25 protein-coding genes and 3 pseudogenes are annotated in these 25,352 nt (G+C 74.4%); 17 read left to right on the top strand and 11 right to left on the bottom strand.

Annotation, left to right across the window (positions count from 1 at the left end; all coding sequences use genetic code 11):
• Positions 1 to 5: 5 nt before the first annotated feature.
• The gene (locus ABEB13_RS28770; protein WP_345707770.1) at positions 6 to 884 is read right to left on the bottom strand and encodes an alkaline phosphatase family protein; all 879 of its coding nucleotides are present in this window, start codon (positions 882 to 884) and stop codon (positions 6 to 8) included.
• 218 nt (positions 885 to 1,102) lie between these two features.
• Between ABEB13_RS28770 and ABEB13_RS28765 the strand changes: the two genes are divergently transcribed.
• Positions 1,103 to 1,573 (top strand): cobalamin biosynthesis protein, encoded by a 471-nt coding sequence (locus ABEB13_RS28765; protein ID WP_345707769.1) that lies wholly within the window; start codon positions 1,103 to 1,105, stop codon positions 1,571 to 1,573.
• Positions 1,570 to 2,610: an Rv2231c family histidinol phosphate aminotransferase CobC gene (gene cobC, locus ABEB13_RS28760; protein ID WP_345707768.1), complete on the top strand. Its 1,041-nt coding sequence runs from the start codon at positions 1,570 to 1,572 to the stop codon at positions 2,608 to 2,610. Before ABEB13_RS28765 ends, cobC begins: the two co-directional genes overlap by 4 nt.
• Positions 2,611 to 2,795: 185 nt before the next feature.
• Here the strand turns inward: cobC and ABEB13_RS28755 are convergent, their stop codons facing one another.
• The 5 genes from ABEB13_RS28755 to ABEB13_RS28735 form a co-directional block, all read right to left on the bottom strand.
• Positions 2,796 to 3,401, bottom strand: a complete 606-nt coding sequence (locus tag ABEB13_RS28755; RefSeq protein WP_345707767.1) for an MOSC N-terminal beta barrel domain-containing protein — start codon at positions 3,399 to 3,401, stop codon at positions 2,796 to 2,798.
• Positions 3,398 to 3,955 carry a hypothetical protein gene (locus ABEB13_RS28750; protein ID WP_345707766.1) on the bottom strand — a complete coding sequence of 186 codons (558 nt, stop codon included), beginning with the start codon at positions 3,953 to 3,955 and terminating at the stop codon, positions 3,398 to 3,400. Before ABEB13_RS28750 ends, ABEB13_RS28755 begins: the two co-directional genes overlap by 4 nt.
• Positions 3,956 to 4,015: 60 nt before the next feature.
• Positions 4,016 to 5,263, bottom strand: a complete 1,248-nt coding sequence (locus tag ABEB13_RS28745) for a M48 family metalloprotease (RefSeq protein WP_345707765.1) — start codon at positions 5,261 to 5,263, stop codon at positions 4,016 to 4,018.
• An 89-nt stretch (positions 5,264 to 5,352) separates the two neighbouring features.
• A complete protein-coding gene (gene glnII / locus ABEB13_RS28740; protein WP_345707764.1) occupies positions 5,353 to 6,375 on the bottom strand; it encodes a glutamine synthetase in 1,023 nt (340 codons plus the stop codon).
• Positions 6,376 to 6,555: 180 nt separating this feature from the next.
• Complete coding sequence (locus ABEB13_RS28735; protein ID WP_345707763.1) at positions 6,556 to 7,446, bottom strand: SCO1860 family LAETG-anchored protein; 891 nt, start codon at positions 7,444 to 7,446, stop codon at positions 6,556 to 6,558.
• A 348-nt stretch (positions 7,447 to 7,794) separates the two neighbouring features.
• Between ABEB13_RS28735 and ABEB13_RS28730 the strand changes: the two are divergent.
• The 7 genes and pseudogenes from ABEB13_RS28730 to ABEB13_RS28700 all read left to right on the top strand — a co-directional run.
• Positions 7,795 to 8,118 (top strand): annotated as a pseudogene (locus tag ABEB13_RS28730) (NADPH-dependent FMN reductase family protein); the annotation flags it as partial.
• Between the two features lie 95 nt (positions 8,119 to 8,213).
• Complete coding sequence (locus ABEB13_RS28725; protein WP_345707762.1) at positions 8,214 to 8,585, top strand: YybH family protein; 372 nt, start codon at positions 8,214 to 8,216, stop codon at positions 8,583 to 8,585.
• A 33-nt stretch (positions 8,586 to 8,618) separates the two neighbouring features.
• A complete protein-coding gene (locus ABEB13_RS28720; RefSeq protein WP_345707761.1) occupies positions 8,619 to 8,921 on the top strand; it encodes a muconolactone Delta-isomerase family protein in 303 nt (100 codons plus the stop codon).
• A 91-nt stretch (positions 8,922 to 9,012) separates the two neighbouring features.
• Entirely contained in the window at positions 9,013 to 9,630 is a 618-nt protein-coding gene (locus tag ABEB13_RS28715; RefSeq protein ID WP_345707760.1) for a TetR/AcrR family transcriptional regulator, read from the top strand.
• An 87-nt stretch (positions 9,631 to 9,717) separates the two neighbouring features.
• On the top strand, positions 9,718 to 10,437 hold the full coding sequence (locus ABEB13_RS28710; RefSeq protein WP_345707759.1) for an SDR family NAD(P)-dependent oxidoreductase: 720 nt from the start codon (positions 9,718 to 9,720) through the stop codon (positions 10,435 to 10,437).
• A gap of 255 nt (positions 10,438 to 10,692) precedes the next feature.
• A pseudogene (locus ABEB13_RS28705) lies at positions 10,693 to 10,887 on the top strand (hypothetical protein); the annotation flags it as partial.
• A 237-nt stretch (positions 10,888 to 11,124) separates the two neighbouring features.
• Positions 11,125 to 11,820, top strand: coding sequence for a type 1 glutamine amidotransferase domain-containing protein (locus ABEB13_RS28700; RefSeq protein WP_345707758.1), 696 nt, complete (start codon positions 11,125 to 11,127; stop codon positions 11,818 to 11,820).
• Positions 11,821 to 11,862: 42 nt separating this feature from the next.
• Here the strand turns inward: ABEB13_RS28700 and ABEB13_RS28695 are convergent, their stop codons facing one another.
• The gene (locus ABEB13_RS28695; RefSeq protein ID WP_345707757.1) at positions 11,863 to 12,540 is read right to left on the bottom strand and encodes a uracil-DNA glycosylase; all 678 of its coding nucleotides are present in this window, start codon (positions 12,538 to 12,540) and stop codon (positions 11,863 to 11,865) included.
• Between the two features lie 35 nt (positions 12,541 to 12,575).
• Positions 12,576 to 13,666: pseudogene (locus ABEB13_RS28690) on the bottom strand (amidohydrolase family protein).
• Positions 13,667 to 13,757: 91 nt separating this feature from the next.
• On the opposite strand from ABEB13_RS28690, the gene ABEB13_RS28685 reads away from it, so the two are divergent.
• Positions 13,758 to 14,861 carry a pyridoxal-phosphate-dependent aminotransferase family protein gene (locus ABEB13_RS28685; RefSeq protein WP_345707756.1) on the top strand — a complete coding sequence of 368 codons (1,104 nt, stop codon included), beginning with the start codon at positions 13,758 to 13,760 and terminating at the stop codon, positions 14,859 to 14,861.
• Positions 14,862 to 14,871: 10 nt separating this feature from the next.
• On the opposite strand, the gene ABEB13_RS28680 is transcribed toward ABEB13_RS28685, so the two are convergent.
• Positions 14,872 to 16,122, bottom strand: a complete 1,251-nt coding sequence (locus ABEB13_RS28680) for a beta propeller repeat protein (protein ID WP_345707755.1) — start codon at positions 16,120 to 16,122, stop codon at positions 14,872 to 14,874.
• A gap of 258 nt (positions 16,123 to 16,380) precedes the next feature.
• Between ABEB13_RS28680 and tmpA the strand changes: the two genes are divergently transcribed.
• Positions 16,381 to 17,976 (top strand): 2-trimethylaminoethylphosphonate dioxygenase, encoded by a 1,596-nt coding sequence (gene tmpA, locus ABEB13_RS28675; protein ID WP_345707754.1) that lies wholly within the window; start codon positions 16,381 to 16,383, stop codon positions 17,974 to 17,976.
• A 7-nt stretch (positions 17,977 to 17,983) separates the two neighbouring features.
• Here tmpA and ABEB13_RS28670 read toward each other — a convergent pair whose 3' ends face one another.
• Positions 17,984 to 18,751, bottom strand: coding sequence for a GntR family transcriptional regulator (locus ABEB13_RS28670; protein WP_345707753.1), 768 nt, complete (start codon positions 18,749 to 18,751; stop codon positions 17,984 to 17,986).
• A gap of 317 nt (positions 18,752 to 19,068) precedes the next feature.
• On the opposite strand from ABEB13_RS28670, the gene ABEB13_RS28665 reads away from it, so the two are divergent.
• From ABEB13_RS28665 to ABEB13_RS28640, 6 genes are all read left to right on the top strand, one after another.
• Positions 19,069 to 20,241: an ABC transporter substrate-binding protein gene (locus tag ABEB13_RS28665; protein ID WP_345707752.1), complete on the top strand. Its 1,173-nt coding sequence runs from the start codon at positions 19,069 to 19,071 to the stop codon at positions 20,239 to 20,241.
• 84 nt (positions 20,242 to 20,325) lie between these two features.
• Positions 20,326 to 21,201 (top strand): ABC transporter permease, encoded by an 876-nt coding sequence (locus ABEB13_RS28660; protein ID WP_345709859.1) that lies wholly within the window; start codon positions 20,326 to 20,328, stop codon positions 21,199 to 21,201.
• Positions 21,189 to 22,013, top strand: a complete 825-nt coding sequence (locus ABEB13_RS28655; protein ID WP_345707751.1) for an ABC transporter permease — start codon at positions 21,189 to 21,191, stop codon at positions 22,011 to 22,013. Before ABEB13_RS28660 ends, ABEB13_RS28655 begins: the two co-directional genes overlap by 13 nt.
• A 15-nt stretch (positions 22,014 to 22,028) precedes the next feature.
• A complete protein-coding gene (locus ABEB13_RS28650; protein WP_345707750.1) occupies positions 22,029 to 23,123 on the top strand; it encodes an ABC transporter ATP-binding protein in 1,095 nt (364 codons plus the stop codon).
• Positions 23,124 to 23,205: 82 nt separating this feature from the next.
• Positions 23,206 to 23,871 carry an HAD family hydrolase gene (locus tag ABEB13_RS28645; protein ID WP_345707749.1) on the top strand — a complete coding sequence of 222 codons (666 nt, stop codon included), beginning with the start codon at positions 23,206 to 23,208 and terminating at the stop codon, positions 23,869 to 23,871.
• The gene (locus ABEB13_RS28640) at positions 23,871 to 24,191 is read left to right on the top strand and encodes a DMT family transporter (protein WP_345707748.1); all 321 of its coding nucleotides are present in this window, start codon (positions 23,871 to 23,873) and stop codon (positions 24,189 to 24,191) included. The genes ABEB13_RS28645 and ABEB13_RS28640 overlap by 1 nt, the downstream gene beginning before the upstream one ends.
• A 4-nt stretch (positions 24,192 to 24,195) precedes the next feature.
• Here the strand turns inward: ABEB13_RS28640 and ABEB13_RS28635 are convergent, their stop codons facing one another.
• Positions 24,196 to 25,272, bottom strand: a complete 1,077-nt coding sequence (locus tag ABEB13_RS28635) for an SMI1/KNR4 family protein (protein WP_345707747.1) — start codon at positions 25,270 to 25,272, stop codon at positions 24,196 to 24,198.
• Positions 25,273 to 25,352 lie beyond the last annotated feature (80 nt).

Raw genomic sequence — 25,352 nt, 5'->3', positions numbered from 1 at the left:
GGGCGTCAGTTCCAGATGCCCGTGATGTCGGAGGCGGAGGCGGCGTTGCCCGCGTGGGCGGACAGGCCGGCCAGGTCCTCCAGCGTGCGCAGCACGTTGTAGTGGTTGTAGGTGCTGCTCGACGAGCTGCCGGCGGCGACGTGCTGGCCGTACAGCAGGGTCGGGATCTTGTTGCCGGAGAGCTTGTTGTCCTCGTCGAAGGTGACGACCAGGATCGAGTTGTGGGTCTGCGCCCAGGTCGCGTACGCGCCCAGGTTGTTCTTGATCCAGGTGTCGCCGGTGGAGACCGAGCAGTCGTGCATGTCGCTGCACAGGTTCGGCGTCACGAAGGAGACCTTCGGCAGCGTCGTGTAGTCGGTCGGGAACTGCCCGAAGGTGTACGCGGTGCTGGTCGGCACGTTGGAGAAGCCGAACCACGGGTTGTGCTTCTGCGCGTAGTTGCCGCTGCTGCACACCGTCGAGCCCTGGCTGGGCAGCGTCTCGTTGTAGCTCGCCCAGGTCTTGCCCGCGGCGATCAGCTCGGAGCCGAGGTTGGCGGCCGAGATCGAGCCGACGCCGACACAGCTGTCGTCGGTGCGGCCCTGGGTGGAGCCGGAGAACAGCGCGTAGTAGTTCGGCTCACTGGGGTGGGTGATGCCGAAGGAGTTGGTGAGGTTGGCACCGCCCGCCTTGATCGTGTTGTTCAGGTACGGCGCGCTGGAGCTGCCGATGATCTGCGAGTAGGCGTGGTTCTCCATCACCACGACCACCACGTGGTCGGGGGCCGGCAGGGTCGCGGCCTGGGCGGTCGCGCCGGTGGCGGCCCAGAGTCCGAGCGAGCCGGCGGCCAGGGCGGCGGTGCTGGCGAGCGCCGTGAGGGCGCGCCGGGTGCGCTTCGGGGTCATGCTGTCCTCCGTACGAGGGGCGACAGTTGGGGGGTCGAGCGCCCAAACCCTAGGCTCGCGGCGGTTGACGGGGCCGCGCTCGGCAAGTGAAGACCAGAAGAACAGCGGGCGGCCGCGTTCCTCTTCGCTATTCCCCAGGTCACACCCGTCACGATTGACCCGCAACACACCGCCGTGGTGGGATTTCCCGCAGGTCACAGGGGGCGAAGGGGGCGGCGGTGGAGCTGGACGGGCCGGTCACGGCCGGCGTCGGCGCCCGCCGGGGCACCCCCGCCGACGAGATCCTCCGCCTGCTGGACGAGGCACTGGCCGCCGCCGGGCTGGACAGGTCGCACCTCGGCCGGCTCGCCACCCTCGACACCCGGGCCGGTGAGCCCGGTCCGGTGGCCGCCGCCGCCGCTCTGGGGGTGCCGCTGACCGGGTACCCGGCCGCCGTACTCGCCGCGGTCGACGTCCCGCACCCCTCCGCCGCGGTGGCCGCCGCCGTGGGCACCCCCAGCGTCGCCGAGGCGGCAGCCCTGGCGGGCCTGCCGGGCGGGCGGCTGGTGGCGCCCAAACGCGCCTCCGCCCGGGCCACGGTGGCCCTGGCCGCCGTCCCGGCCGCGGCGGCGCCCACCGCGACACCGACCACCGCGCCGGTGACCGCCGCGACGGCGGCCGCCGCGATCCGACCGGGAGTGCCGACGTGACCGACGAACCCGACCTGCGCCACCACGGCGACGCCGAGGTCCGCGCCGCCGGACTGGTGGACCTCGCCGTCAACGTCCGCACCGGCACCCCGCCCGAGTGGCTGCGCGCCCACCTCGCCGCGACCCTGGCCGACCTGGCCGCCTACCCCGACCAGGGCGCCGCCCGCGCGGCCGTGGCCGGGCGGCACCGCCGGCCGGTCGAGGAGGTGCTGCTCACCTCCGGCGCGGCGGAGGCCTTCGTGCTGCTCGCCCGGACCCTGCGGCCGCGGCACGCGGTCGTGGTGCACCCGCAGTTCACCGAGCCCGAGGCGGCCCTGCGGGACGCCGGGCACACCGTGCACCGGGCGCTGCTGCACGCCGGGAACGGCTTCCGGCTGACCGCCGACGCGGTGCCCGAGGAGGCCGACCTGGTGGTGCTCGGCAACCCGACCAACCCCACCTCGGTGCTGCACCCCGCGGCGGCGGTCGCCGCACTGGCCCGCCCCGGCCGCACCCTGGTCGTCGACGAGGCGTTCATGGACACCGTCCCGGGCGAGCGGGAGACGCTGGCCGGGCGGCGGGACCTGCCGGGGCGGGTGGTGGTGCTGCGCAGCCTCACCAAGACCTGGGGGCTGGCGGGCCTGCGGATCGGCTACGTGCTCGGGCCGGCCGGGCTGCTCGGCGAACTCGCGGCCGCCCAGCCGCTCTGGCCGGTCTCCACCCCGGCGCTGGCCGCCGCCGTGGCCTGCTCCGCGCCGGCGGCGCTCGCCGAGGCGCAGGCCGCGGCCGAGACCGTCGCCGAGCACCGCGCCCACCTGCTGAAGGGCCTGACGCAGCTGCCCGGGGTCCGGGTGCACGGCGAGCCGCTCTCCTCCTTCGTGCTCGTCGAGCTGGCCGGTGCGGCCGGGGTGCGGGAGCGGCTGCGGTCGGCGGGCTTCGCGGTGCGGCGCGGCGACACCTTCCCGGGGCTGGGTGCCGACTGGCTGCGGATCTCCGTCCGTGATCCGGCCACCGGCGACCGCTTCCTGGCGGCCCTGGCCGAGGTCATCCGACCCTGACGGCATCCCCCGGCCGACCGGGCCGCCGGTGACCACCCGGGCGTAGACGCCGGCGCAGGGCAGCGGGCCGAGGCCCGGCAGCGGTTCCACCCGGTTGCGGCGGGCCAGGGCGCGCAACGCCTCCGTGTCCGGGGGCAGTTCCCCGTGGGCGAGGGTCGGGACGGCGCAGCGCGGGCTGGCCGCGATCACCGCGAGCCGGATGTCCGGGCCGATCCGCAGCTCGCGGCCGACCCAGTCGTTCTCGGCGAACGCGGCGGCGCCCGGGGTGTCGACCACCAGGTTGGGGCGGTAGCGGGGGCCTGCGCGGGCCCGCCGACGGCCGCCAGGGTGGCCGTGGTGATCAGGTGCAGCGGGGCGAAGTCGAAGAAGGTGCCGGGCGGGGCGGCGCTGCCGAGCGTGCCGACAGTGACGGGCACCTCCTGGTCGACGCCGTGGCTCAGGACTTCTTCCGGTACGGCCCGTTCCAGCTCGGCGCCGGCCGGCGGCACGTCGACCAGCCGGACGGGGCGGCCGAGCAGTGCGGTGAACCCGGCCTCGTCCAGCACGGCGCCGTCCGGCCCGCGGACGCAGACGCCGCCGTCGCCTCCGGTGGTCGCGGCGGCGGTCAGCAGGGCCCGCCACAGCCGCGGGTTCTTGGCGCTGACGACCCGTCCGGTCGTGGTGTCCAGCAGCGCGCGGACCCGGTCGCCGGCGATGCCGCGCCCGGTGATCCGGGCACGCGCCAGCTCCTCGCCGAGCGCGGACTTCAACGGATACCGGTACAGGCTCCGCACGGCCGCCCCGGCGATCACGGTGCCACCGTGCGGGCCCAGTCGGCGAGCGCGGCGAAGTCCGCGTCCCGCAGGCCGTGCCGGTGGTCGACCGGCAGGGTCATCGCCGGGGCGGGGTGGTGCTCGGCGATCCAGGCGGTGTCCTGCGGCTCGATCTCGTCGTCCACCCAGGCGAACGGCCGCCCGGCGGCCCAGGCGACCAGGGCGCGGGTCTTCCAGTGCAGGCCGTCCGGGTCGCCGTGGTGCATCTGCGGCCAGGCGATGTACGGCAGCGGGGGCAGCCCGATCAGCGGCCCGACCCACTCGTTGGCCTCGTTCATCCAGGTGGTGCACCAGACCGGTTGCAGGGGCAGGGCGAGCAGCGCCGGCCCGTGGTCCGGGTTGAGCCACAGCCGCAGCGGCTTGACGCGGGCGGCCGGTGTCTCCGGGTGGCGGGCGATCCAGGAGGCCGGGCGCACCCGGTGGGTCAGGTAGCCGTCGGGCCGCCGCTGGGGTTTCGCCCGGTACGGGTTGAGCGGCCCGTCCACGTCGAGCAGCAGCAGCGGCCGCCCGTCCTCGGTGTCCGGTGGTGTCATCGCCCCTCCCGCGTCGGTGGGGCGGATTCTCCGGCCTCGGGGCGGGCGTCCGCCAGCGGTTTACCGGCCGGGGCGCTGCGGCCCCGGGCCGGACCTCCCCGGCGCCGGGCGCCAGGAGCGGGCGGCGGCGATCCGCCGGGTGGCGCTCGGGTGGGTGGCGAACAGCAGCTCCAGCAGCCGGGGCGGGTCGACGTCCGAGACGTTGGCGACCGCGAGCCTGCGTTGCATGGCGATGAACTGCACCGGGTCGTCGGTGAGTTCGAGGGCATGGCGGTCGGCCCTGGCCTCGATGCGGCGGCTTGCGGCGGCCTGGAGCGGGCCGGTGAGGGTGCCGATCAGGGCGGTCAGGGCGGCGAACAGCGGCAGCGAGCGCGGGTCCGCGGCGCTCTGCGCGCCCGCCGCGGACAGCAGCGGCTGCCACGCGGTGAGCAGGCCGAGGACGGCGACGGCGACGGCCGCGCCGAACGCCCCGAGCACCGTCCCGGTGGCCACGTCGCGGTGCTTGACGTGGCCGAGCTCGTGGGCCACCACCAGCTCGACCTCGCGCGGCTCCGCGGCGGTCAGCAGGGTGTCGTACGCGACGATCCTGCGGGTGGAACCGAGGCCCGACACATAGGCGTTGAGGGCGGTGGTGCGGCGCGAGGCGTCCGCGACGAGGACCTCGCGGACGGTGACGGCGTCCCGCTCGGCGAGCGCCAGCAGGGCGCTGCGCAGCGGCCCGTCCGGCATCGGCGTGAAGCGGTTGAACACGGGCTCGATCACCAGCGGGTGGAGGAAGGAGAGCGCGGCCACCAGCAGGGCCGCGACGGCGGCGGCCACCGGCCACCAGCCGGTGGCCGACCGGCCGGTGAGCGCGTAGAGGCCGAGGGCGGCCGGCAGGACCAGGCCGAGGGTGAGGGCGAGACCGCGCACGGTGTCCACGGCCCAGCCTGCCCAGCCCTGGGTGACCAGCCCGTACCGGGCCCGCACCACCCGGACCCGGGCGGCGAACGGCAGCCGGAGCAACTGGCCGAGCAGGACGAGCGCCGCGGCGCCGCCCAGCACCTCGGCGGCCCAGGACCCGCCGAGCAGGTCGCCGACCGCGGTGACCAGGCCGGCGCCGGCCGGCGTGAGCCCGAGCACCAGGGTGAGGGCGAGGCCGGCCAGGGCGCCGCCGAGCACCCACGGCACCTGGGCCCGGCGCAGGGCCCGCCCGCGGGCCGCCTGTTCGGGGGTGAAGTCGGGGGTGAGGTCGGGAGCGGGGCCGGGGCCGGGAGTGGTTCCGGGGGTCACATCGGGGGTCACGTCTGGGGTGAGGTCGTCCGCCACGGGACCAGCGTAGTGACCGGGCGGGGGAACGCGGACGCCCGCCGCCCCTCCGGGAGGGAGGTGCGGCGGGCGTCGGTGTCAGCGGCGGATCAGACCTGGCCGGCCTTCTCCAGGGCCTCGCAGCAGGTGTTGATCAGCAGGCGGGTGACGACGTAGGGGTCGACGTTCGCGTTCGGGCGGCGGTCCTCGATGTAGCCCTTCTGGTCCACCTCGACCTGCCACGGGATGCGGACGGAGGCGCCACGGTTGGACACGCCGTAGGAGTAGACGTTCCACGGGGCGGTCTCGTGCTTGCCGGTGAGGCGGGACTGGATGTCGTCGCCGTACTGGCTGACGTGCTCCAGGACCTTCTCCTCCGAGGCGCCGAGCGACTCGCAGGCGGTGATGATGGCGTCGTAGCCCTCACGCATCGCCTTGGTGGAGAAGTTGGTGTGCGCACCCGCACCGTTCCAGTCGCCACGGGCCGGCTTGGCGTCCAGGGTGGCGTCGATGCCGAACTCCTCCGCGGTGCGGTAGAGCAGGTAGCGGGAGAGCCACATGTCGTCGGACACGGTCAGCGCGTCGACGGGGCCGATCTGGAACTCCCACTGGCCGGGCATGACCTCGGCGTTGATGCCGCAGATCGCCAGGCCGGCGTCCAGGCAGCGGTCCAGGTGCAGCTCGACGATCTCGCGGCCGAAGACCTCCTCGGCACCCACGCCGCAGTAGTAGCCGCCCTGCGGGGCCGGGAAGCCGCCCTCGGGGAAGCCGAGCGGGCGCGAGCCCTTGAAGAAGGTGTACTCCTGCTCGATGCCGAAGATCGACTCCTGGGCCGCGTACTGCTCGGCGATCGGGCGGAGCTTCGCACGGGTGTTGGACACGTGCGGGGTGCCGTCGATCTCGAAGACCTCGCACAGCACCATGATGTTGTCACCGCCGCGGATCGGGTCCTTGACGACCTTCACGGGCTCGAGCACACGGTCCGAGGCGTGACCCTCGGCCTGGTTGGTCGACGAGCCGTCGAAGCCCCAGGTGGGGATCTTGTCCGCGTTCGGCAGCACCCGAGTCTTGGAACGGAGCTTCGCGGTCGGCTCGGTGCCGTCGATCCAGATGTACTCGGCCTTGATTGCCATTGCGGTGAACCTCACTGCTTGGGTGGTGGGTGCCCGCGTAGCGTTGCAAGTCGCCGTTTCCCGGTTGTTCCTCCTATGTAACGCCCATGTGAACCAACCGTCCGCGCCGACACGCTCACCGTCGGAGAGGGCCTGTCTCAGCATGCGAGCGTGCCGGTGGGACGGACGGGGCGCACGGGGTCAACGGCGGCGGGCGTGCGCCCGGCGGCGCCGGGTCATCCACAGGGCGGCGCCGCCGGCCACCAGGAGGGTCGCCGCGCCGCCCGCCATCGCTCCGGTGCCACTGCTGCCGGTGTAGGCCAGCGACGTGCCGCCGGCCGGGGTGGGCCGGCCCGCAGCCGTCGGCGAGGGCGCGGCCGAGGTGGTCTGCGCCGCGGGCACCGGCTTCTCGCAGGAGACCGAGGCGACAGTGATCCTCCCGCTGACCTTGGCGACGTTGAGGTTGAGCGGATTGACCTCGATCGAGACCTCCAGCGCGGAGGCCGCCGCGGTGGTGGAGGTGACCGTCTTCCTGGAGAACTCCACGTCCACGGTGCCGATGGCGGGGACGACGACGTGGGTGGGGCTGTTCAGCCCGACCGAGACCGACTTGCCGAGCACGGTCAGCCGCACCGGCGAGGTCACCTTGGCGCTGGGCTGCCCGTCGACCGGGCAGGTGGCCTCGGCGCTCAGCGCCTGCACCCCGAGCAGGGTCGTCAGCGGCAGGCCGGGGGCGTGCACGGCGGCGTCCGCCAGCGTGACGGAGGCCGAGGTGCCGTGCTCGTCGGCGTGCGTGACCGACCGGCCCACCTCGGCCTTGACCAGGGTGACCGGACGGCCGCGGTCCACCCCGTCGACCGCGGCGGTGAGCATCGAGCCGTTGCGCTCCGCGGGCGTCTCGACCTTGTTGAGGGAGACGTCGACGGGCACGTCGACGGCCTTGTTGAGCAGCGAGACGTCCAGGGCGAGCTCGGCGGTGACCGCGCGGGCGCGGCCCGGCGAGCCCTTCGGGTCGGCCGCGTGCGCCGCGGAGGCCGGGAGCGCGACGGCCAGGGCCGAGGCGGCGAGCGAGGCGGCGGCAACGGAACGCAAGGACGACAGGGACGGCATGACGGGGACCCCCACACATGGTTACGGCAGAGCAGGCCGCCGGTGCCACCCCGCGCGGGCGCAGCGCATACGGCGCGCACCGGACGGGGGAAGGGGCTCGTGCTCTCGACTGACACTCAGTCTCACTCGAACAATCCGTCACATGAGCACCACGGAGCGTCAGTTCACTCGTTTGAGTGAGGTTGACGGCAGTCACTGACACATCACTCCGAGCTCACCCCCTCGAAGCCCAACGGCCCGCAGCGACCGGGCCGTTGGGGCCGGACCACACGCGCCCCGACCTGCCATGGGAGCCGCGGGCGCGCACGCCGGAGGTTCTTCGTCGCACCGCGGCAGTTCATGGACACCCTGGGCGGGCTGTGGGCGCAGGGCAAGCCGGCCGACAAGGTCTACAGCGGCTTCACGTCCTCGGCGACGGCGCACGCCGGCCAGGAGACCACGCTGCAGGCGCTGTACACCTCCGTCCACCAACTCGGCGGCATCCTGGTCGCACCCGGGTTCACCGACCCCGCGAAGTTCGTCGACGGCAACCCCTACGGCACCTCGCACATGGACGGCCAGGGCACCCTCCCGGTCGACGACACAGCCCGCAACGCCACCCGGGTCCAGGCCGAGCGGGTCGTGAGGATCGCCTCGCTCGTCGAGGCCGCCTGAGCACGCACCGCCCCGTGCGGCCGAGCGGATCACCCGCCCCGGCCGCACACTCGGACAGCAGCACCAGCCACTGAGCGGGAAGGCAGAACGCGCACATGACCACCACAGCCGTGCACGAGGGCATCGTCCGCGAGGTGATGGACGACTGGAGGGCCGCGGTCGACAACCACGAGCCGGAGCGGGTCGCGGCCCGTTTCACGCCGGACGCGATCTTCCAGGGACTGCACCCCTACACCGTCGGCCGCGAGGGAATCGCCGAGTACTACGCCTCCCAGCCGCTCGGCATGAAGGCGCAGTACACCGTGCTGGAGACCCGACAGGTGGCGGACGGCACCGTCCTCGCGTACCTGGGCGTCGACTTCACCTTCACCGACCGGCCGACCCGGAACGTGTGGCTCAGCGTCCTGCTGACCCGCACGCCGTCGGACTGGGCCATCAGCCACTACCAGGTCTCCAAGCTCGACTGACGAGCCGGTGACACCACCCGAGGAGAGAGAGTCATGAAGGAATTCCTGGTCGAACTGAGGACCACCTTCCCCGAGGGCATGGACCAGGCGGAGATCGACCGGCTGCGCGCGGCCGAGGCCGTCCGCGCCCGGGAACTCGCCGCCGCCGGCCACCTGGTGCGACTGTGGCGCCCGGTCGGCGAGATGCGCAGCATCGGCCTGTGGCGCGCGGCCGACGAAGCGGAACTCCACGAGAAGGTGCTCGGCACGCTGCCGCTCCACCCGTTCATGACCGACCGGATCACCGCCGTCGCCCCCCATCCGAACGACCCGGGCCGGGCAGAATCGGAGGCCTGAACACCCACCGGGCGCACATCCGGTCCCGGGTCGGCAGGCCAGTAGCCGACCGGTCCACTAAAGATAGCCGGTCGGTCGTATACTGGTCCGCATGGGACGGACAAGTGACGCCAGAGGGAAGATCCTTGCCGCTGCGCAGTCCCTCATGGAGGTGCGCGGCTACTCCTCCCTGGGCGTGGCCGAGATCTGCAAGACGGCAGGGGTCCCGAAGGGCAGCTTCTACTACTTCTTCGAGTCCAAGGAGGCCCTCGCGCTCGCCGTGATCGACGAGCACTGGGCCGCCGAGCGAAGCGACTGGACCGGGGTCCTGAACGGCGACGCGGAGCCGCTGGAGCGGCTCCGGCAGCTGTTCGAGGCGACGGAGGCCCGCCAGCGGGCCGGTATGGAGAGCTGTGGCACGGTGTCGGGCTGCATGTTCGGGAATCTCTCGCTGGAGATGAGCAACCAGGCCGAGGCCGTGCGCAAGCGCCTCCAGGAGATCTTCGAGACGCAGGTCGAGATGGTCGAGTCGGTCGTCGCCGAGGCCGTCGGGCGCGGTGAGGCCACCGTCACCGACACGCGCGCAGCCGCCCGGTCGGTCGTCGCGCAACTGGAGGGCCAGGTGCTGTTCGCGAAGCTGTACAACAACCCTGCCCAGCTCAGCGCGCTCTGGGCGAACAGCCTGGCCCTGCTGGGTGTTCGGGCGTCGCCCGTCCCGGCGGTCACCTGACGCCGGAGCGCCCGCGGCGGCCGCCCACGCGCGATCCGCGCCCGGTGTCCGAGTTGTGGGTTCCGGGCCCGTTGATAGCTTCGGGGCATGGAGAATGCCGCGCGGCGCCCCAGGGTCGCCGTCGTCACCGGCGCCTCGCAGGGCATCGGCGCAGGCCTGGTCGAGGCCTACCGCGGGCTCGGACATGCCGTCGTCGCCGCCTCACGGACGATCGCTCCGTCCGACGAGGCCGACCTGTTGACCGTCCGGGGCGACGTCGCCGATCACCTGGCCGCCGAGCGCATCGTCGCGGCCGCCCTCGACCGCTACGGCCGGATCGACACCCTCGTCAACAACGCCGGCCGGTTCATCGGCAAGCCGTTCACCGAGTACACCAGGGCCGACTACGAGGCGGTCACCGCCGTCAACCTCGGCGGCTTCTTCCATCTCACCCAGCTGGCAGTCCGGCAGATGCTCATCCAGGGCGGTGGTCACATCGTCCAGGTCACGACCAGCCTCGTCGACCACCCCCGGTCCGCCGCACCGGCCCTGCTCGCTTCGCTGACCAAGGGCGGCCTGCAGGCCGCGACCAGGGCCCTGGCCGTCGAGTACGCGGCGCACGGCATCCGCGTCAACGCCGTCTCGCTCGGGGTGATCAGGACCTTCCCGAACGCCGATGCCGACCGCGAGGCGCTGGCCGGGCTCCATCCGCTCGGCCGCATGGGGGAGGTCGGCGACGTGGTCGACGCGGTGGTCTTCCTGGAGAACGCCCCCTTCGTGACCGGTGAGATCCTGCACGTCGACGGCGGCCAGAGCGCGGGCCACTGACGACGCGTGACCGCGCTTCCGGGTCGCCGTCCGCTCACGGACCGCCCTGCCGGCCGGGATCACCGCGGACTCCCGCGCCGGACGTTGCGTCACGGGGGCTGCTCCGGCGCTCTCGCGGCGCCGCAGCGTCGTTTCTCGCCTCCGTCCACTCGGGACGGTCGGCAGGAGACACGCCTGTGACCTGCGGTGGGAGTCCACGCCTCTCGGGCGGGAGGAGGTGCGTCCCGGAAATCCCCCGGGCAAAAGGGCCGCCGGGTCGAGCCCAGGGTCCACTGGACCTGGTCCCTGGTGTGGCGGCGCAGTGACACCCGTCCGTCGGTGCTGAGCACGGTGGACGCCCTGACGGCCGGTGTCGGCGACCTCGGGCTTCACGCGCCGGACGCGTGGCTGCCCGACAGCGACCCGTACAAGCCGGCGCCGACGCCCGCTCCGCCCCGCACCCGCCGATGACGAGACCGGCCCCGTCCGAGGCCGAGGCCGACGGGCCCGGTGCCGCCACCTGCCGGCCGATCGTTGATCCCCCGCCCCGCCCCCCGGTCCGGACAGCCGAAGGGCCGGCTGCCGGAGGGGCTCCCGCTCCGGCCACGTCAGCGGTGGAGGAACCGCACACATGCGTCCGCTCAGGTGCGTGCCTAGGCTGGATCCAGTCGAAGTCCCCCGCGGACCGCTCGGGGACGAGGAGGCGCAATGGCGAACGTACTCTTCATCGTCAGTGGCGCGACGTACTGGGTGCTCAAGGACGGGACGAGGTACGCGACCGGTTACTGGGCCGAGGAATTCGCGATGCCGTACAAGAAGCTCACCGAGGCCGGCCACGGGGTCGTGATCGGGACACCCGGCGGCGCGATCCCGAATGTCGACATGATGAGCCTGCGACCCTCGATGGCCGGGGGTGAGGAGGGCGCCCTCGAACTGGAGGCGATCATCCGTTCCGCCGAGGTGATGAGGCGGCCCCTGAAGCTGTCGGACGTCCGCCTGGAGGACTACGACGCGGTGTACCTGCCCGGCGGCCACGGCCCGATGGCGGACCTGGCGTTCGACGCCGACGTCGGCCGACTGCTGACGGCCCAGCTGGCCTCGGGCAGGCCGCTCGCGATCGTGTGCCACGGCCCCTCCGCGATCCTGGCCACCAGGATCCACGGAGAGTCCCCCTTCAAGGGCTACCGGGTCACCTGCTTCACCGACGAGGAGGAGGAAGAGGTCGGCATGGCCTCCAGGGCGCCCTGGCTGCTGGAGACCGAGCTGCGGGAGAAGGTCGGCATCGACTTCAGCCGCGGCCCGATCTGGGAGCCGTACATGGTGGAGGACCGCAACCTCATCACCGGGCAGAACCCCCATTCCGCGGCGATCCTGGCCGATCGGCTGCTGGAGCTCCTCGCGTGAGAACGCCGGGGGTTGCCCGCAACGGCTACGGCGGGTGCCGTGTCAGGGCAGGCGCCAGTCCACCGGGGCGGCCCCCTGTGCGGCGAGCATCTCGTTGGCCCGGCTGAACGGGCGGGAGCCGAAGAAGCCGCGGTCGGCGGCCATCGGACTCGGGTGCGCCGACTCGATCGCGGGGACGCGGCCGAGCAGCGGGCGCAGGTTGCGGGCCGCCGAACCCCAGAGGATCGCCACCAGCGGGCCGCCGCGGGCGGCCAGCGCCCGGATCGCCTGCTCGGTGACCTCCTCCCAGCCCTTGCCCTGGTGCGCGTTGGACTTGCGCGGCGCCACCGTCAGGACCCGGTTGAGCAGCAGCACGCCCTGCCGCGTCCACGGCGTGAGATCGCCGTTGGACGGCGGCGGGAAGCCCAGGTCCGTCCCGTACTCCCGGTAGATGTTCACCAGACTCGGCGGGATCGGCCGCACGTCCGGTGCCACGGAGAAGCTGAGCCCGACCGCGTGGCCCGGTGTCGGATAGGGATCCTGACCGACGATCAGGACCCGGACGTCGTCCAGCGGCTGCTGGAAGGCGCGCAGCACGTTCGGCCCGGCCGGCAGGTACGTGCGGCCCGCCGCCAGTTCGGCCCGCAGGAAGTCGCCCATGGCGGCGACCCTTCCGGCGACGGGCTCCAGTGCACGGGCCCAGCCCGGCTCGACGATCTCGTTCAGTGGACGCGGTGCCATGGTCGTCACCCTATCGGCCCACGCCGACAGCGTGATCAGGCCACCACACGCCCGCGCAGCACCACCGCCCGCGGGGCGGCCAGCACCCGGACGTCCGCCCGCGGGTCCTCGGCGTACACCACCAGGTCGGCCGGGGCGCCCTCGGTCAGACCGTCCCGGCCCAGCCACGCGCGGGCCGCCCAACTCGCCGCGGACACCGCCTCGGTGGGCGTCAGCCCGGCTTTCACCAGCTCGGCCACCTCGGCCGCCACCAGGCCGTGCGCCAGCGAGCCGCCCGCGTCCGTGCCCACGTACAGCGGGATGCCGGCGTCGTGCGCCGCGCCGACGGTGTCGTACCGGCGCTCGTGCAGCCGGCGCATGTGGGCCGCCCAGGCCGGGAACCGGTGCTCGCCGCCCTCGGCCAGGCCCGGGAAGGTCGCGATGTTGACCAGGGTCGGGACGATCGCCACCCCCGCTCGGCAAAGACCGGGATCAGCTCCTCGGTCAGGCCGGTGCCGTGCTCGACGCAGTCGATGCCCGCCGCGAGCAGGTCCGGCAGGGACTCCGCGGCGAAGCAGTGCGCGGTGACCCGGGCGCCCTCCTCGTGCGCGGCGGCGATCGCCTCGCGCAGCGCGTCCGCGGGCCAGCAGGCCGCCAGGTCGCCGCGGTCGCGGTCGATCCAGTCGCCGACCAGCTTCACCCAGCCGTCGCCGCGCCGGGCCTCGTGCCGGACGAACGCCGCCAGGTCGCCGGGCTCGATCTCGTGCGCGTAGTTGCGGATGTAGCGGCGGGTCCGGGCGATGTGCCGGCCGGCCCGGACGATCCGCGGCAGGTCCTCGCGGTCGTCGATCCAGCGGGTGTCGGCGGCCGACCCGGCGTCCCGGATCAGCAGGGTGCCGGCGTCCCGGTCGGTGAGCGCCTGCTTCTCACTGGTCGCCTCGTCCACCGCGCCGTGCGCGTCCAGACCGACGTGGCAGTGCGCGTCCACCAGGCCCGGCAGCACCCAGCCGGTGATCGTCCGCACGTCGTCGGCGTGCACCGGGCGGTCGAAGGCGACCCGCCCGTCCACCACCCACAGCTCGTCCCGGACCTCCTCGGGCCCGACCAGCACCCGTCCCTTGATGTGCAGCACCGCGCCGTCGCTCATGCCCGGCACTCTACCGACGGGTCCGGGCGGGGACGGCCGGGTGCGGCAGACTGGTCCGCGAGATTCGTCCGTACCCGAAAGGCTGGGCCGCATGTCCCCGTTCCTCGACCTCCCGCCGCTCACCGCGGCCGACTTCGCCGCCATCGAGGACCGGGTGGCGGCGCTGCTGGACACCACCGCGGACGTGATCGTCACCCAGGGCGAGGCGCTGCTCCCGCTGGAGGCCGCGATCCGCTCCGCCGCCCACCCCGGATCCACCGCGCTCAACATCGTCACCGGCCCGTACGGGCAGACCTTCGGCGGGTGGCTGCGCAGCGCGGGCGCCGAGGTCGTCGACCTGGCCGTGCCCTACGACGCGGCGGCCACCGCCGACCTGGTCGCCGAGGCCCTGCGGGCCCACCCGGGGACCGGGTTCGTGTCGCTGGTGCACGCCGAGGCCGCCACCGGCAACACCAACCCCGTCCCCGCGATCGGCGCCGTCGTCCGCGAGCACGGCGCGCTGCTGATGCTGGACGCCGTCGCCTCGGTCGCCGCCGAGCCGCTGCACACCGACGCCTGGGGCGTCGACCTGTGCGTGATCGGCGGCCAGAAGGCGATGGGCGGCCCGGCCGGCGTCTCCGCGGTCTCCGTCTCCGAGCGGGCCTGGCAGCGGATCACCGCCAACCCGGCCGCGCCGCGCCGCTCCTACCTGTCGCTGCTGGACTGGAAGGAGCGCTGGACGGACGCCGGACGGACGGTACTGCCGCACGCGCCGGCCCAGTTGGAGATGCTCGCACTGGACGCCTGCCTGGACCGGATCGCCGCGGAGGGGCTGCCCGCCACCATCGGCCGGCACCGCGCCGCCGCCGCGGCCGCCCGGGCCGGGGTCCGCACGCTCGCCCCGCTCACCCCGTACGTGCACCGCGACGAGCACGCCGCCCCCGTGGCCACCACCGTACGGACCCCGGACGGCCTGGACGCCCGGGAGCTCGCCGCCGCGGCCCTGCGCACCGGCCCCGGGCTGCCCGTCCAGGCCGGCGGCGGCGCACTGGCCGCCGGAATGCTGCGGATCAACCACTACGGCGCGGCCGCCTCGCTCGGCACCGTGCACGCGGTGCTGACCGCCCTCGCCGAAGCCCTGCCGGACGGCGCCGACGCGTCCGGCGCCCGGGCCGCCGCCACCGCCGCCTGGCAGGCGGCCGAGCAGGCCGGGTGAGCCGGCCGCCCTACGGCCGGTAGGCCTCGATCACCGGGTGCCAGCTGTCCTGCTGCTGCGGGAGGGTCGAGCCGACCGCCCAGGCGGCGCCGGTACCGGGCACCGCGGCGACGGCCAGCAGCGAGGCGCCGTCGCCGGCCGGGGTGCGGTCGGCGCTCCGGTGGGACCACACTCCGGCGCGGCGGCGGAGCGTGAAGCCGGGCGTGGCGTCGGCGGGCTGTTCGCCGGCCGCCCAGAGGGTGCCGTCGTCGGCGGCGGCCAGGGCGTGCAGGACGCCCCCGGTGCCGGCCGGCAGGGCGGCGTCCTGCCAGCGGGTGCCGTCCCAGTGCAGCAGGAAGGGGCGGGCCGGGTCGTCGGAGGGGCCGGTGCCGCCGGCCGCCCAGACGTCGTCGGGGGCGAAGGCGGCGACCGCCTCCAGCGTGCTGGTGCGGCCGGCCGGTGACGGGGCGTCGACCTGGTGCCAGCCGGCGCCGTCCCGGTGCAGGGTCAGCGGCCGTCCGGTGCCGTCCGGGTCGTAGGCGACGCCGACCGCCCAGAGGCCGCCGGCCCGGTCGGGCGCGGCCGCCAGCAGCACGGCGTCGCCGCCGGGGCCGGGCAGCGGTGCCCGCCGCCAGGCCGTACCGTCCCAGCGCAGGGCGAGCGGGCGGGGCTGGGCGGTTCGGTCGGCCGCGCTGGCGCCGACGGCCCAGAGCCCGGCGGCGTCGGCGGCCAGCGCGAACGGGTGGGCGGCGCGTCCGGCGGGCTCGGCGGGCAGCGGGACCTCGCGCCAGGCCCGGCCGTCGAAGTGCAGGGCGAGGCCCCGGCCGGGTCCGCCCGGGTCGTCCCCGTCCGCCGGATCCGCCGGCCCCGGCGGGTCGTCCGGGTCGTCCGCGCGGCTGCCGACGGCCCACACGTCGGCCGGCCCGAGCGGCAGCACCGCGTCCAGGCCGCCGGTGGCGGCGGGCACCGTGACGCGGCGCCAGGCCCGGCCGTCGAACCGCTCGACCAGCGGGACGCTGCCGGGCCCGGTGTCCTCGTTGCCGACCGCCCACGCGGTGCGGGCGTCGAGCGCGGCGACCGCGCGGAGCTCCTGGTTGCGGACGGCGGGTGCGGCCGGCCGGACGTGCCAGCCGGCGGCGGCAGGCACCGGGCCGGCGGCGGCAGGCACCGGGCCGGCGCCGTCCGGCGGGGCCGCACCGGTCGCCGCGGCGAGGGCCGCCAGTGCGGCCGGTACGCGGCGGAGGGCCCGCCACGTCCGTCGTGTCCGTGCTGTCCGCGGCATGCGGCGGCCTCCCCGTCCCTGTGCGCTCGTGCCGACCCCTCCCGGGCCGTGCCACGAGTGGACCAATCCGGGGGCGGCGGCGCGAGCCGCGCGGGCCGCGTCGCGGCGCAGTCAACCCGATCGGGTGAGGGCGGCGGCCCCGGGGCGCCCGCTGTTCGCCTGCGCGCCACTGTCCTGCCCCCTGCCGTCCGCCGGACTGCGACAGCCTGGATCCGACAACTTGTCTGTACAACCGGGCCCCACCGGAGGGATCCACCGATGTCCATGTCCGCCGACTGGCTGCGCGACAACTGCGGCTGCCCCGAATGCCGCGACCCGCACAGCGGCCAGAAGCTCTTCCAGATCCACGAACTGCCCGCCGACCTGGCGGTCGCCGAGCGGACGGAGGCCGACGGGATCCTGGAGATCCTGTGGTCCGACGGGCACCGGTCGCGCTACCCGTCGGCCTGGCTCACCGCCGGGGCCGAGCCGGACGACCGCACCGAGCAGGCCAAACGGCTGTGGCAGGCCGCCGACTTCGCCCACGGCCTGCCCGAGGCCGACTGGCAGGCCTACCGGGACGACCCGCAGGAGCGGGCGGCGGTGCTCGCCGCCGTGCAGCGCTCCGGCTTCGCGCTGTTGCGCGGCGTCCCGACCGCCGACCGGCAGGTGCTCGCCGTGGCGCGCAGCTTCGGCTACGTCCGGGAGACCAACTACGGCGAGCTGTTCGATGTCCGGGTCGAGCCCGACCCGACCAACCTGGCCTTCACCAGTACGGCGATCGCCCCGCACACCGACAACCCCTACCGCGACCCGGTGCCCACCGTGCAGCTGCTGCACTGCCTGGAGAACGCGGCGGTCGGCGGCGACTCGGGCCTGGTGGACGGCTTCCGCGCCGCGGCCCTGCTGCGCGCCGAGGCCCCGGCGGACTTCGCCGTGCTGACCCGGATCCCGGTGCCCTTCGTGTTCCGCGACCGGGGCACCGAACTGCGGGCCGAGCGGCCGCTGATCGAGACCGACGGCCTCGGCCGGATCCGCGGGGTGCGATTCAACAACCGCTCCACCGGCACGCTCCGGCTGCCCGCGGCCGATCTGGACGCGTTCTACGCGGCCTACCGGCGGTTCGCCGCGATCACCCTGCGGCCCGCGCTGCAGCTCACCTTCCGGCTCGCCCCCGGTGACTGCCTGGTCTTCGACAACGTCCGTCTGCTGCACGCCCGCACCGCCTTCGCGCAGGACGGCCGGCGCCACCTCCAGGGCTGCTACGCCGACCTCGACGCGCTCGGCTCGACGCTCGCCGTGCTGCGTCGGCGGGCCGCCGCGCTGGACGCGCTGGAGGAGATGTTCGAGGGCGAGGGCGCCGCCGAGTACCTCGGCGAGGACGTCAGCATGGCCGAGCACATGCTCCAGGCCGGCGCCCTGGCCGAGGCGGAGGGCGCCCCGCCCCACCTGGTGGCGGCCGCGCTGCTGCACGACATCGGCCACTTCGGCGGCTCGGGAACGGAGTTGATGCGCGGACGGGACAACCGGCACGGCCCGGCCGGTGCGGACGTGCTCGCCCGCTGGTTCGGGCCGGAGGTGACCGGCCCCGTCCGGCTGCACGTGGCCGCCAAGCGGTACCTGTGCGCGGTGGAACCGGACTACCTGGCCGGCCTGTCGGAGGCTTCCGCCTACACCCTGGGCGTGCAGGGCGGCCCGATGGACGACGCCGAGGCCGCCGCGTTCGCCGCCCGGCCCGGGGCCGCCGACGCGGTCGCGGTGCGGCGCTGGGACGACCGGGCCAAGACGGCCGGCGCACCGACCCCGCCGTTCGGGCACTTCCGGCCGCTGCTGGCCGCCCTGATGGCCGGGACGGCCGGCGGCGCCACGATGTGACGCCCCGTCAGTCGCTCTCCCGGGCGTGCCGGGAGAGCGCCGAGGAGGCCAGCGAGTTGTGGATGCTGAACGCCACCGTGCCCGGCAGGTAGCGGTCCTGGGACCACTCCACCGGGGTGCCGGTCGGGTCGGTGGTGCGGCGCTTCTCGCGCAGCAGCGGGCTGCCCCGGCGGCAGCCGAGCAGCCGGGCGTCGTCGGCGTTGGCGGCGACCACGTCGATGGTGTGGTCCGCGTCGGTGAACAGGATGCCGTGCTCGCGCAGCGGATCGGTGTGCGAGACCACGTCCGGCGGGAGCTCGGCCACCACCTCGCCCACCCGGGGCGGGTAGACGGTGCGCTCCACCATCACCGGCGTGCCCGACAGGGTGCGCAGCCGGAGCGTCTCGTACACCTCCGTGCCGGGCTCCAGTCGGAGCATCTCGCGCTCGGCGGCGTCGGCGGGGCGGCGCACCAGGGACTCCAGCCGACCGCCCGGCTCCTCGCCCATCGAGCGGGCCCAGTGGGTGAAGCTCAGCAGCTCGGAGAAGCTCTGCACCCGGGCGGTGCCGAGCACCACCCGGCGGGTGCCGCGCCGCGAGGTGACCAGGCCGTCGGCGCGCAGCAGCGCGAGGGCCTGGCGGACGGTGCCGCGGGAGACGCCGTACTGCTCGGCGAGGGCGCCCTCGGCGGGCAGTCGGCCCGCCTCGCCGAACCTGCCGGTGGTGATCGCCTCGCGCAGGTCGGCGGCCACCGTGCGGTAGAGCGAGCCGGTCGTGCGGTCCGGGTCGGGTGCCACGTCGCTCAGGGTCCTTTCCGCCAGCCGGTCCGGCGCTCGGGTTCGGCGCGGACGGCACCGACTGTAACCGTTGACGATCACCGGTTGCCGCCCGGTGTCGACCGTTCCCGCAGCCGACCCCTGGCCTGGGGCGTCCGTTCACCTTGCCGTCACCGGGCTCCGGCGTACTTACGGCGTCAGCAAAGTTGGCTGGCCAACTTGGCCCGGCGTCGGCTGACACCTCCTCAAGCGAATCCCGTGGGACCAGCGGAGTCCCGGACTCCGTTCACCGCAGCAGCGCACCCGTCGCTGCCTCCCCTCACTCTGGAGAACCACCCGTGACCGTGCACCGTGCCCGTGCCGCCGCCCTCGCGGCCGTGCTGACCGCCGCCGCGCTCTCCCTGTCCGCCTGCGGCTCGGCGGGCTCGACCTCGACCGGCTCCGGCGACACCGCCAAGACCGGCGCCAAGGCCGCCAAGGACGCCACCTCCGCCACCGACCTCGGCGGCATGGACGCCCTGGTCGCCGCCGCCAAGAAGGAGGGCAAGCTGCACGTCATCACGCTGCCCAAGGACTGGGCGAACTACGGCAAGATCATGGACGCCTTCAAGGCCAAGTACGGCATCGAGATCGAGGACGAGAACCCGGACGGCTCCAGCCAGGACGAGATCAACGCGATCACCTCCCGCAAGGGCCAGGACCGCGCCCCCGACGTGGTCGACCTCGGCAGCGCCTTCGCGCTGTCCGCCGCGAAGGACGGCATCCTCGCGCCGTACAAGGTCGCCACCTTCGCCAAGGTCGCCGACACCATGAAGGACGCCGACGGCCTGCGGGTCAACGACTACGGCGGCTACATCTCGATCGGCTGCGACGCCAAGAAGATCGGCACCTGCCCGAAGACCTTCGCCGACCTGCTCAAGCCCGAGTACAAGGGCAAGGTCGCGCTCAACGGCAACCCGACCAAGTCCGGTTCGGCGTTCGGCGGCGTCTACGCGGCCGCGCTCGCCAACGGCGGTTCGCTGGACAACATCCAGCCCGGCATCGACTTCTTCGCCAAGCTGAAGCAGTCCGGCAACTTCAACCCGGTCGAGTCGACCCCCGCCACCGTCGAGAAGGGCGAGACCCCCATCTCGATCGACTGGTCCTACCTGAACGCCGGCTACACCGACGAGTTCAAGACCAAGGGCATCGACTGGCAGGTCGCCGTCCCGTCCGACGGCAGCTACGCCCAGTACTACAACCAGGCGATCAACAAGTTCGCGCCGCACCCGGCCGCCGCGCGCCTGTGGCAGGAGTACCTGTTCAGCGCCGAGGGCCAGAACCTCTTCCTCGGCGGTTACGCCACCCCGGCACTGTTCGACGCGATGAAGCAGGACGGCAGCCTCGACGCGACCGCGGCCGCCAAGCTGCCGACCGTCGAGAAGCCGTTCACCACCTTCCCCACCCAGGACCAGATCACCGCGGCCAAGAAGGTCGTGACGGAGAACTGGGCCAAGGCGATCGCGGGCTGATCACGAGATGACCACGGCTCCCACCCCGGTGCCGACCCCGGCCGCCACTGACACCAGTGGCGGCCCGGGGGCCCCGGCCACCGCATCCTCGCCCCCGCCGCAGCCCGGCACCGCCGGGCCCTCGGCGGGCCCTGGGCGGCCGCCGTCCCGCTGCTCGCGTTCTTCGCGATCGGCTTCGGCCTGCCCGCCCTCGCCATCGTCACCGGGGCGTTCACGCTCTCCTCCGACGCGGAGAGCGGCGCCGGCTCGTTCACCACCGCCAACCTCACCGACTCGGTGCAGGGCGCGTACTGGACGGCCCTGCTCAGCAGCGTGAAGCTCTCCGCGCTCACTGCCCTGGTCGGCACCGCGATCGGCCTGCCGCTCGCCCAGGCGGTCGTCACCTCGCGCTTCCGGCTCGTCCGGGAGGCCGTGCTGACCGCCTCCGGCGTGCTCGCCAACTTCGGCGGCCTGCCGCTGGCCTTCGCCTTCGTCGCCACCCTCGGCAACGCCGGTGAGGTCACCAAGCTGTTCCACCTCACCGACCACGGCTGGTCGCTGTACAGCTTCACCGGCCTCGCCGTCGCCTACCTGTACTTCCTGGTGCCGCTGATGGTGCTGACCATCACCCCGGCCCTGGACGGCCTGCGCCGGCAGTGGCGCGAGGCGGCCGCCAACAACCGGGCCACCACCGTCCAGTACTGGCGGCACGTCGCGCTGCCGATCCTGCTGCCCTCGCTGCTCGGCGGATTCGTGCTGCTCTTCGGCAGCGCCTTCGCCGCGTACGCCACCGCCTCCGCGATGGTCGGCGCGACCGTCCCGCTGATCAGCCGCCAGATCGCCGACGCGCTCTCCGGCAACGTGCTGGTCGGGCAGGGCAACCTGGCGCTGGCGCTCAGCCTCGACATGATCGTCGTCGCCGTCCTGGTGATGGCCGTCTACCTGCCCCTCCAGCGCCGGAGTGCCCGATGGCTCAGCTGATCAACCGCCTGCGGCTGTGGCGCGGCGCCGTCCTGTTCGTCGCCGGCCTGTACTTCCTCGTCCCGATGGCCGCGTCGGTGTGGTTCTCGATCGACAGCCCCGGCGGGATCGACTTCGCCGCCTACACCGGCCTGCTGGGCGCCCCCGGCTTCACCGACGCGCTCGTGCTCACCCTCGAACTCGCCGCCGTCACCGTCGTGGTGCTGCTGGCGCTGCTCGTCCCGGCACTGATCGCCGCCCGGCTCGGCACGGCCCGGATGCGGGCGGTGCTGGAGGTCGTCTGCACCCTGCCCCTGGTGGTGCCGCCGGTGGCGCTCACCGCCGGCCTGATCGGCGTGCTGCGCTGGGGCCCGGACCACCTGATGGACACGCCGTTCTTCCAGACCATCGTGTTCATCCAGCGGCCCGAGTTCCCCCTCGTGCTGGTGATCGCGTACGTGCTGATGTCCCTGCCGCTCGCCTACCGCGCACTGGACTCCGGGCTGCGCGCGATCGACGTGCGCACCCTGGTCGAGGCCGCCCGCAACTGCGGGGCGAGCTGGCCGCGCGCGGTCGTCACGGTCGTCCTGCCGAACCTGCGCAGCGCCCTGCTGAACGCCTCTTTCCTGACCCTGGCGCTGGTGCTCGGCGAGTTCACCGCCGCCTCCATCCTCGGCTACCAGCCGTTCGCGGTCTGGGTGTACTCGGTCGGCAACAGCCAGGGCCAGATGTCCGTCGCGGTGTCCGTGCTCAGCCTGCTGATCACCTGGGTGCTGCTGCTCCTGCTCGCCGCCGCCGGCCGCGAGCGCCGCCCCGCACCCGCCACTTCCTGACCCGGAGACCCTTCCATGAGCACCGCCACCCTGCCCGCCGCCACCCATGTGGCCGGCGCCACCGTCGAGTTCCGCGGGCTGCGCCGCAGCTTCGGGGCGACCACCGCGCTGGACGGCCTCGACCTGGCCGTGCAGCCCGGCGAACTCCTCGCCCTGCTCGGCCCGTCCGGCTGCGGCAAGACCACCGCACTGCGGATCCTGGCCGGCTTCGAGAGCCACGACGCCGGCGAGGTGCTGGTCGACGGCGAGCCGATCACCTCGATCCCCGCGCACCGCCGGGACGCCGGGATGGTCTTCCAGTCGTACAGCCTCTTCCCGCACCTGACCGCCGCCGACAACGTCGCCTTCGGGCTGCGGATGCGCGGCACCGGCAAGGCCGAACGCCGCGCCCGGGCCCACGAGCTGCTGGAGCTCGTCGGCCTGCCGCAGCACGCCGCCCGCTACCCCCACCAGCTCTCCGGCGGCCAGCAGCAGCGCATCGCGCTGGCCCGCGCGCTGGCCCTCAAGCCCCGGGTGCTGCTGCTCGACGAGCCGCTCTCCGCGCTCGACGCCAAGGTGCGGCTCAGCCTGCGCGAGGAGATCCGCCGCCTCCAGCAGGAGCTCGGCATCACCACCCTGTTCGTCACCCACGACCAGGAGGAGGCGCTCTCCATGGCCGACCGGGTCGCGGTGCTGCGGGCCGGCCGCCTGGAGCAGTGCGCGACGCCGTCCGAGCTGTACGCCCGCCCGGCCACCGCGTTCGTCGCCGAGTTCGTCGGCACGATGAGCCGGATCCCGGCCGAGCGGGCCGGCGGGGGCACCGTGGCGGTGCTCGGCCGCCGCCACGCCGTGGACGGCGCCCTGCCCGCCGACGGCCCGTTGGATGTCCTCCTCCGCCCGGAGAACGTCCGCCTCGCCCCGGCCGCGGACGGCCCCGCGCTGGTGACCGCCGCCTCCTTCCTCGGCGCCGTCACCCGGCTCACCGTGCGGCTCGCCGACGGCACCGAGGTCAAGGCCGACCTGCCGACCGAGGCCGCCGCCGCACTGCCGCTCGGCGGCCGGGCCGACATCTCCCTGCCGGAGCGCCCCGTCCTGGTCGACCGCCGCACGGCCGCGTCCGACCGGGCCTGAGCCGCCGCGCGATCCCGCTGAATCCGGTCGTCCCCGGGCGGTCGAGGCCCCCGGGGACGACCCCTTTGCTTAAGGTGCACCCATGCCCGACACTCCCGCCGCCGTCCTGTTCGACATGGACGGCACCCTCGTCGACACCGAACACCTCTGGTGGCAGGCGGCCGCCGAACTCGCCGCCGAACTCGACCTCACGCTCACCGAGGCCGACCTGCCGGAGGTGCTCGGCCGCGCCGTCGAACACACCGCCGCCCACCTGCACCGCACGAGCGGCACCGGCCGGGACGAGGACGACCTGGTGGCCGCCCTCAACGACTCCTTCGCCGGCAAGGTCGCCGGTCGCGCCGTGCCGCGGCCGGGCGCGCTCGCACTGCTGGCGGAGCTGCGCGCCGCCGCGGTGCCGACCGCCCTGGTGTCCGCCTCGCCGCGACGGGTGGTCGACCTGGTGCTGTCCGGCCTCGGCCGGGAGTGGTTCACCGTGACGCTGGCCGCCGAGGACACCCCGCGCACCAAGCCGGAGCCCGACCCCTACCTGGCCGCCGCCGACCGGCTGGGCCTCGACCCGGCCGACTGCGTCGCGGTCGAGGACACCCCGGCCGGGGTCGCCTCGGCCAGCGCGGCCGGCTGCGCGGTGCTGGCCGTCCCGTCCACCGTGCCGATCACCGCCGCCGGCCGGGTCACCCTGCTGGACAGCCTGGAACAGGCCGACCTCGCCCTGCTCGGCCGGCTCGCGGCCGCCCGGCCCGCCTGATGCCCTGGCTGCTGCTCGCCCTGGCCATCACCAGCGAGGTCTGCGCCACCAGCCTGCTCAAGCTCACCGACGGCTTCTCCCGCCTGTGGCCGAGCCTCGGCGTGGCCGCCGGGTACGTGCTGTCCTTCCTGCTGCTCGGCCGGGCCCTGAAACACATCCCGGTCTCGATCGCCTACGCGGTCTGGTCGGGGGCCGGCACCGCGGCGGTGGCCTGCATCGGCGCCGTCTTCTTCACCGAACCGCTGGGCCGCGCCCAGTGGTTCGGCATCGCGCTGATCATCGCCGGGGTGCTGGTGCTGAACCTCCGCGCCGGACGCTGACGGGCTACGGCCGCTCGTCGCGCCGGTGCAGCTCGCCCCGCGCGGGATCGTAGCGGTAGCACCCCGCCTCCAGGGCGGCGGCGAAGTCGGCCAGCACCCGCAGCCAGCCGTCCGCCACGACGTGGTCGGGGAAGCCCTGGTCCGCGTGGATCACCTGGCCGACGGTGCCGGTCCGCCCCGGGTCCAGGTCCAGGGCAGTGATCGAGCCGTCCAGGTCGTATGTGAGCGGGATCCAGCCCGGGCGCCAGCCCCAGTCCCGGCGGATCGCGTCGTCGGCCTCGGCCGAGTCCCAGCCGCCTTCCTCCACCTCCTCGTCGCGGCGCTCGGCGAGGACCGCGAGGTCGGCGTGGTCGACGCCGTCCGCCGGACCTCCCGGGAGGGCGACGGCCCGGTGGATTCGGCAGGACGCGGTGAAATCCACGGGCAGTGGCCACCCGAGGGCCTCCTCGGCCTCGGCGATCTCCGCCTCGTCGGCGGGCCCGGCCAGTCCGTCCAGGACGGCGGGTGCATGCCCGGCGAGGTACTCCTCGATCCGACGCCAGGCGTCGGCGACGGCGGCACGCAGGGCAGCGTCCCGGCCCTCATCCGGCGCGAGCGGCGGTGGCCCGGCCTGCGGGTCCGGGACCCCGAGATCCAGCAGGGCCCGCTCGGCGGCCGCCCGTTCGGTCGCCCCCAGCAGCGCCAGCCGGGCGGCCGCGCGCCACCGCAGTACGGGCGGCCGGCCCTGGTCCTCGACCAGCAGCCACAGCGCGGCCGCCAGGTCGGTGTGATACTCCCCGCCCGCCGCGGACACCGCAGCGGGCACGTCGTAGCAGTTCTCCTCGCCTCGCCGTGCCAGGAACGCGTCCGGATCCAGCAGGAGCGTGCCGAGGGCCAGCGCGACGGCGTGCGCGACGAAGCCGGGGTGGTGGGCCGTCAGCGGCCGCCGCAGGAAGGCGACCGGCACGCCGCGCAGCAGCGCGCCGTCCAGCGCCCTCCGGACCTCGGCATGGTGCGCCGGGCCGAGGTCCAGTAGGGACCGGGCGGCCCCGGCGACCTCCGACCGGTTGCCGGCGGCAACCGTCGCAAAGAGCTCCGCCACCGCCCGTTCCTGTGCAGACTCCACTGCTGTCCCCCCGTCTCTGAACGCGCATCCGTCGGCGCGGGCGGGTCGGACCCTAC

It is taken from the genome of Kitasatospora paranensis (genome assembly GCF_039544005.1).
GTDB lineage: Bacteria > Actinomycetota > Actinomycetes > Streptomycetales > Streptomycetaceae > Kitasatospora > Kitasatospora paranensis.
This window is presented reverse-complemented; position numbering and strand designations above follow the sequence as displayed.